Source organism: Sodalinema sp. (assembly GCF_046483825.1).
Classification (GTDB): domain Bacteria; phylum Cyanobacteriota; class Cyanobacteriia; order Cyanobacteriales; family Geitlerinemataceae; genus Sodalinema.
In genome coordinates, this window is record NZ_JAWOCL010000262.1 from 1 (window position 1) to 6,970 (window position 6,970).

At 53.1% G+C, this 6,970-nt stretch carries 5 protein-coding genes and 1 pseudogene; 1 reads left to right on the forward strand and 5 read right to left on the reverse strand.

The features are described from left to right. The 3 genes and pseudogenes from R6U67_RS16730 to R6U67_RS16740 all read right to left on the reverse strand — a co-directional run. A pseudogene (locus R6U67_RS16730) lies at positions 1 to 110 on the reverse strand (phosphohydrolase); the annotation flags it as partial. A gap of 65 nt (positions 111 to 175) precedes the next feature. Next, positions 176 to 1,873 (reverse strand): ShlB/FhaC/HecB family hemolysin secretion/activation protein, encoded by a 1,698-nt coding sequence (locus tag R6U67_RS16735; RefSeq protein WP_410253608.1) that lies wholly within the window; start codon positions 1,871 to 1,873, stop codon positions 176 to 178. A 122-nt stretch (positions 1,874 to 1,995) separates the two neighbouring features. Continuing rightward, positions 1,996 to 2,622, reverse strand: coding sequence for a TenA family transcriptional regulator (locus tag R6U67_RS16740; protein WP_410253609.1), 627 nt, complete (start codon positions 2,620 to 2,622; stop codon positions 1,996 to 1,998). A gap of 122 nt (positions 2,623 to 2,744) precedes the next feature. On the opposite strand from R6U67_RS16740, the gene uvrA reads away from it, so the two are divergent. Next, positions 2,745 to 5,645, forward strand: coding sequence for an excinuclease ABC subunit UvrA (uvrA, locus tag R6U67_RS16745; protein WP_410253610.1), 2,901 nt, complete (start codon positions 2,745 to 2,747; stop codon positions 5,643 to 5,645). A 197-nt stretch (positions 5,646 to 5,842) separates the two neighbouring features. On the opposite strand, the gene thiS is transcribed toward uvrA, so the two are convergent. Both thiS and R6U67_RS16755 read right to left on the reverse strand, forming a co-directional pair. Next, on the reverse strand, positions 5,843 to 6,052 hold the full coding sequence (thiS, locus tag R6U67_RS16750; protein ID WP_410253611.1) for a sulfur carrier protein ThiS: 210 nt from the start codon (positions 6,050 to 6,052) through the stop codon (positions 5,843 to 5,845). 90 nt (positions 6,053 to 6,142) lie between these two features. Next, positions 6,143 to 6,970: Hpt domain-containing protein (locus R6U67_RS16755; RefSeq protein WP_410253612.1), on the reverse strand; the 828-nt coding region annotated here is incomplete at its 5' end.

The window sequence follows — 6,970 nt, forward strand, 5'->3', positions numbered from 1 at the left end:
ACTCCCAACAGATGAGCAATATAGGGAATCCCCGATCCCTTGCGAACCTGAGTTTGATGGAGTTCTGTCGCCCAAACTAAGGCCTCAGTAAACCGTTGTGATAGTGCCATAATTTCTCTTCCTTTCTTTAAATAAAAAACATCCAGTCAATCCCCAAGCAGCAGCCATTCGTTTCTCAAAAGGGACGATATTCAATGGAGAAATACACACCATTTCCTTGCAACGACTCCCCACGATCGCCCACATCCACCAAAGGAATCCCCCAATCCAACGTCGCCGAAAAATCCGGGGACATCTCCCAGCGTAACCCCACTCCCGTTCCCACCAAGGTTTGCGGATCCGCAATCTCACGATCGCCTCCCAAATTCCACACCGTCCCCACATCCAAAAACGGTGCAATCTGTACAATTCCCAACCCTCCGGGATCTTGAACTAAGGGATAGCGAAACTCCAGAGACGCCATCACCCCACTATCCCCAACCCGTTGATTTTGCAAATAGCCGCGAACCGTATCGGGTCCCCCCAAACTAAACTGGGAAATTGGAAGCAAGGGGTCCGCCGCGAGTTGAGCCGCCATGCGCGTAATCAAGAGCGTATCGGGGGCCAGCGATCGCACCCATTGAAACTGTCCCAACCAGGCGAAAAACACCCCATCCGGCCCGGTTTCATGACGGGTTGCATCGAACGCATCGAGTCCGACACTAAACTGCGATCGCGCCGCCACGACCTCCGCCGGAGAGCGAGAGGACCACTCTTGCGTCAGTTGTAACACCGTTAAATTCGAGCGCCCATCTTCAGGTCCTTCGGAAAAGGAAAACGGCTCGTCATCAAACAAAAACGTCCGCGATCGCTGTAACCCCAACGACATCCCCACCCGAAACACATCATTCGAGGTTTCCCAAAGGGGATGAGAAACACCCAAGCGCCAATCTTCATCCGTTGAGCGAATCTCTAGGGCCTCAAACGGCTCCTCCACCACCCGCGATCGCCCCCGCTGATAAGATAACGATAACCGGGTATTCTCGGGGTTCAGCGGCACCTCATAGCGGACAAACCCCTCTCGCACCCCTTCTGTCATTCCAAACTCCCCCAACAGAGAATCACCAATTCCCAAAGGACTGTGAACCTCTACCTCAAGTGAAGGACGCAGAGATCCCACATTGGGAGAAGTACGATTAGCCAACTGGACCCGTCCCTCCACCGGAAACGCCTCGGTCACAGTTAGCTGTAAGTCACTCAACCCCGGTCCGCGTCCCGCCATCAACTCGGCCCGCACCGAAGCGATCGCCGGGTCTTGTTGCAACAGTTGTAGGGCCTGTTCTAAAGCGGGTAAACTCAAGGGAGGCTCACTGGCTTGTTCTAGGCGATGACGAATAAACGCTTCCGACAAGCGACTCACCCCCGTAATGGTTAACCGATCTAAGCGTCCCTCCACCACCTGCACCTGGACCACCCCATCGGTGACATCCTGAGGCGGAATAAACGCTCCCGAGGTCGTATAGCCATTGGCGACATAGAAATCCGTCAGCGCCGTGCGTAAGTTGATTAAATCTTCAAATACCAGCGATCGCCCCTCATAGTCCGCCGTCAACTCCGCCAACTCCGCCGCCGAAAACACCGTATTTCCCAACACCTCAATCTTGCGAACCCAAATCTCGGGGATCTCCTCAGCGGGGTCGTCCCTCTGCGCCGGAGTCTGTAGCGGTGGAACCAGAATATCAGGACTCGGCGGGGGAAGGCGATCAGGAAGTGAGGGTAACGGCGGCGATTGCGGCGGAATCGTTTGGGCCATGGCCTCAGACGCTCCCACTCCAGCGGCGATCGCGGCTCCCACCCCCATCCCTCCCACCCACAGCAAACAGACAAATTTCATGAGTATCGCCCAAAAGGATCGGTGAGTTAACGTCGAGCTATTCGTCGTCAGTCTACACAACTTCTGGACAATCAGGACAATTTACATCGAAAAGGTGGGTTATTTTTCTCGGGGCGATCGCATCAACAACCCTGAATAAATGCCATCTGCCAAAAAGCATTCTCCTGACGGGCAACCGCTTGAAAAACCGCCTCCGCTTGACCTTGAACATCCTCTGATGCCCCTGCTAAGCGTTCGTTGGCTTGCGCTTCGAGTTGTTTAACATATTCGGTAAATCCCGGATTTCCCCAGCGTTGGGCAAACTCATCATAGGGCGAAACCATCACACCGGGCAGTTGCCAGCCCTGATTATAGGCGAGTTCAATAGCCCATAACGCCGTGGCTTGCACCGCATAGGGTTGAACCGACCAACTGGCCATTAACTGACAATAGGCCTCACAGGTGGCTTGAGGCGCACTGTCTAGGCTCAACTGGCGTTCCTGAGCTTTATCACGAAACCAGGCTAACTCATCCCGAATGGCGTTCAATCCCCCCAACAAGACATCAAAATGAGCCACAGGGGCCGCAGCTAAGGTATTCGCCAGAAAGCGGGTGAACTCCGTCACAAACAGATAATCTTGAGTTAGCCAAGTATTAAACTGTTGTGGTTCAATGGTTCCCGCTTGACAGCGATCGAGAAAGGGATGACGGGTTGCATCCCGCCAGAGGTCAGGATAGGTCTCCAGAAGTTGGTTGCAAGTCAGAGTCATAGGTATTGAAAAGCAATTATTCCCTAATTGTAGAGAGACAGCGGCCCTAGGCAAAATGGCGAAGATTGCTCCATCGGGCAAGGACTTGCCGTAAACTGTTAAGGGTTGTATCAAAGGTCGGTATGGCACGGCGCGTCAAATCTCGGGACTCTCTCCCCAACTCCACAGAGAACACACTCTCCCCCAAACTTGAGGATGTCATCCGCATCCGGGGAGCGCGTCAACATAACCTCAAACAGATTGATCTCGACCTTCCCCGCAACCAGTTAATCGTCTTTACCGGGGTTTCCGGGTCCGGGAAGTCGTCCCTGGCCTTCGATACCATCTTCGCCGAGGGACAACGGCGCTACATCGAATCCCTCAGTGCGTACGCTCGTCAGTTCCTCGGACAACTCGATAAACCCGATGTCGAGTCTATCGAAGGACTCAGTCCCGCCATCTCCATCGATCAGAAATCCACCTCCCACAACCCCCGCTCAACGGTGGGAACCGTCACCGAGATTTACGACTATCTGCGACTGCTGTTTGGACGAGCCGGTGAACCCCACTGTCCCCATTGCGATCGCTCCATCGCGCCTCAGACCATTGATGTCATGTGCGATCGCGTCCTCGATCTCCCCGAACGGACCAAATTCCAAATTCTCGCCCCCATCATCCGAGGAAAAAAGGGAACCCACAAAAAACTCCTCTCTAGCCTGGCCTCCCAAGGCTTCGTCCGAGTTCGCATCAATGGCGAGGTGCGAGATCTCTCGGATCACATCGAACTCGACAAAAACCACGTCCATGACATTGAGATTGTCGTCGATCGCCTCATTTGTAAACCCGGACTGCAAGAACGGCTCACCGACTCCCTCGCCACCGCCTTGAAACAAGCCGATGGCGTGGTTCTGATTTCCGCCCAACTCCCCGACGAAGAGCGTCCCCAGGAGATGATTTTCTCGGAAAACTTCGCCTGTCCCGAACATGGCGCGGTCATGGAAGAACTCTCCCCCCGTCTGTTTTCCTTCAACTCTCCCTACGGGGCCTGTCCCGCCTGTCACGGTTTAGGAAGTTCTCGCACCTTCGCCCCAGAACGGGTCATTCCCGACCCGAACGCCCCCGTATACAGTGCGATCGCCCCCTGGTCCGACAAAGACAATAGCTACTATCTCTCAGTCCTCTTCAGCGTCGGCCAAGCCTTTGGCTTCGAGATTAGCACCCCCTGGAACCAACTCAGCGCCGAGCAACAACAGATCCTCCTCTACGGGGCCAGCGAACCGATTTGGATTGAAACCGATTCGCGCTATCAAGAGAATCGAGGCTACTACCGCCACTTTTCCGGCGTCTTGGCCATGTTGCAACGCCAATACGAAGACACATCTTCCGACCCAATCAAAGACAAACTCGAACAATACCTGATTGATAAAGTTTGCGATGTCTGTAGCGGAAAGCGCCTCAAACCCGAATCCCTCGCCGTTCGCATCGGTCAATATCACATCAGCGATCTCACCGGCGTCGCCATTGACGAGTGCTTAACGCGCTTGTCTGAGATGGAACTGAGTCCCCGTCAAGCGCAAATCGCCGAACTGGTGTTACGGGAAATTCGCGATCGCCTGCAATTCCTCCTCGACGTCGGCCTCGATTATCTCACCCTCGATCGCTCCGCCACCAGTCTCTCCGGGGGAGAAGCCCAACGCATCCGTCTCGCGACTCAAATCGGGTCCGGCTTAACCGGCGTGCTGTACGTTCTTGACGAACCCAGCATCGGGTTACACCAACGGGATAACGGACGTTTATTGCAAACCTTAAGCAAATTGCGCGATTTAGGAAATACCCTAATCGTCGTTGAACATGACGAAGATACCATCCGCAGCGCCGATCATCTCGTCGATATTGGTCCCGGCGCAGGCGTCCACGGCGGCGAAATTGTCGCCCAAGGGGACTTAAAAACGCTTCTGACCGCAGAAAAGTCCATGACTGGCGCGTATTTATCCGGGCGACGGGCCATTGAAATTCCCGAAGAACGTCGCCCCGGAAATGGTCGCGTTTTACAACTCAAAGATGCTCATCGCAATAATCTTAAACATATCGATATCGACATTCCTTTAGGGAAATTAGTTTGCGTTACGGGTGTATCAGGTTCCGGGAAATCCACATTAGTCAATGACCTGTTTTATCCAGCACTCCAACATCATTTAACCCGAAAAATTCCCATGCCGCAAGGGTTGAAAACCTTGCAAGTCAAGGGAAGTAAAAAGAAAGAAATTAAAGACATTGTTGACAAAGTCATTGTCATTGACCAATCGCCAATTGGACGAACTCCCCGGTCTAATCCCGCCACCTATACAGGGATTTTTGATAGTATCCGTCAAGTGTTTGCTGAAACCGTCGAAGCCAAAGCACGAGGCTATAAACCGGGGCGGTTTTCCTTTAACGTCAAAGGTGGACGCTGTGAAGCTTGCGGCGGTCAGGGGGTGAACATCATTTCCATGAATTTCCTCCCCGATGTGTATGTACAATGTGATATCTGTAAAGGGGCGCGATATAACCGAGAAACCCTACAAGTTCACTATAAGGGTCATTCCATCGCCGATGTCCTGAATATGACTGTTGAGGAAGCGTTAGAGGTCTTTGAAAACATCCCTCGCGCCGCCAGTCGCCTGCAAACGCTGTTGGATGTGGGGTTGGGGTATATTCACCTCGGACAGCCTGCGCCAACGCTTTCAGGTGGTGAGGCGCAACGGGTGAAGTTAGCCTCGGAGTTATCCCGCCGCGCTACAGGAAAAACCTTATATTTGATTGATGAACCGACGACGGGACTCTCATTTTATGATGTGCATCAGTTGCTGAATGTGATGCAACGTTTAGTGGATAAGGGCAATTCCATTTTAGTGATTGAGCATAATTTGGATGTGATTCGTTCGGCGGATTGGTTGATTGATTTAGGTCCAGAAGGAGGAAATAAAGGCGGCGAAGTTGTGGCTGTCGGAACCCCAGAAATGGTGGCTAAGGTAGCTGAATCCCATACGGGCCAGTATTTGTAATTAGTAGGGGCGAAAAATTTTTCGCCCCTACAATTTTGTATCCTCCCTCCTCGTGTCATGGCTCTGCCGTGACACGCACTCCCCCTCCTCGTGTCATGGCTCTGCCGTGACACGCACTCTGGGCGGCTCTGCCGCCCGCACTCGGGCCAAGGGTTTAACGTGGCTCCAGCCCAGTCACGAGCAACGGTTGACTATTATCAACCCCCACCCACAATGGTGACAATTTCGAGTTTATCTCCCTCTTGAATTTGGGTATTTTCCCAATATTGACGATGGAGAATTTCGCCATTATATTCAACAGCAATTAGGCGAGGATTTAAGCCAATTTCTTCTAAGAATTGGGGCAGCGATCGCCCAGGCTGGCACTGTTTCGATTCACCGTTAACGGTCAGGGTGATGGGGGTCATAAAGAGGGAACACCGGAACTGGGAACAGGGAACGCCGGAGAACCCCCCCCTACCCCTCCCAGGAGGGGATGGATAGACGTGGGGGCTTTATCAGGCTTGGGCGACTTTGTAGAGCATTTTGGCGAGTTTCATAAGCTGGGGTTTCTCAAAAATATCTGTGAGGGCTTTAACCGCAGCGGCTGGATCTTGGCGAATCAGGGCGTAGTGGCCCCAGGCTCCCGCCTCGGCTTCAGCCAGATGTTGCAGACTGAAACTAGGGGAAATTGCGCCTTCATCCCCGGCGGCGATCGCCTCGCTGGCCTCCCGCAATTCTACAATAACCACTGGCGCTAAGATGCGATAGGGGTTGTTTTCATTGCGAACTGCGCGATCGGCGACCTCCGTTAAGGCTTTCCAGGCCTGAGACTCTGAAGCGAGTTCTTGCAGATGCTGACAGAAAACGGCCAACTTCTGTCGAGTTTCTGATCTTTCCGCCTGACGGAAGAGAGTTAACATTTGTCGCAATAGATCCGTCACCTCAGCTTGCAGATTCCCCGAAGGTTGAGACGCCCCAGCGGCGGGGGTGTCGTCTGGGGTTCCTCCGGCTTGTAGATGTTTGAGATGGGCTTCGAGTTGTTCAAAAGCCGGTTCGACGCGGCTAAACACCTCTTCTGCATCTTCGTCGCGTAATCCAAAGGGGCTTTGCAGCAGTTCCAGGAGTTCCCGTAGGGAATCAACCCCTTGTAAAAAGAGACTTTCGAGTTTGCGATCAATCGGTAAGGTGTCTTGTTTGAGGACTTTGAAATAGTCTTCGAGACGGTGGGCGACTTTTTGGATGGAACTATAGCCCAACATGGCTGCACCCCCCTTCACCGAGTGAGCCGCACGGAACATCTCGTCAATTTCGTCGGGGTTTTGGACCGTTGCAGGTAGGTCTAA

What these genes read in the sequence shown, in the direction of transcription:
- R6U67_RS16735 (WP_410253608.1), bottom strand. Translation starts at nt 1,873, where the DNA reads ATGAAATTTGTCTGTTTGCTGTGGGTGGGAGGGATGGGGGTGGGAGCC.
- R6U67_RS16740 (WP_410253609.1), bottom strand. Translation starts at nt 2,622, where the DNA reads ATGACTCTGACTTGCAACCAACTTCTGGAGACCTATCCTGACCTCTGG.
- uvrA (WP_410253610.1), top strand. Translation starts at nt 2,745, where the DNA reads ATGGCACGGCGCGTCAAATCTCGGGACTCTCTCCCCAACTCCACAGAG.
- thiS (WP_410253611.1), bottom strand. Translation starts at nt 6,052, where the DNA reads ATGACCCCCATCACCCTGACCGTTAACGGTGAATCGAAACAGTGCCAG.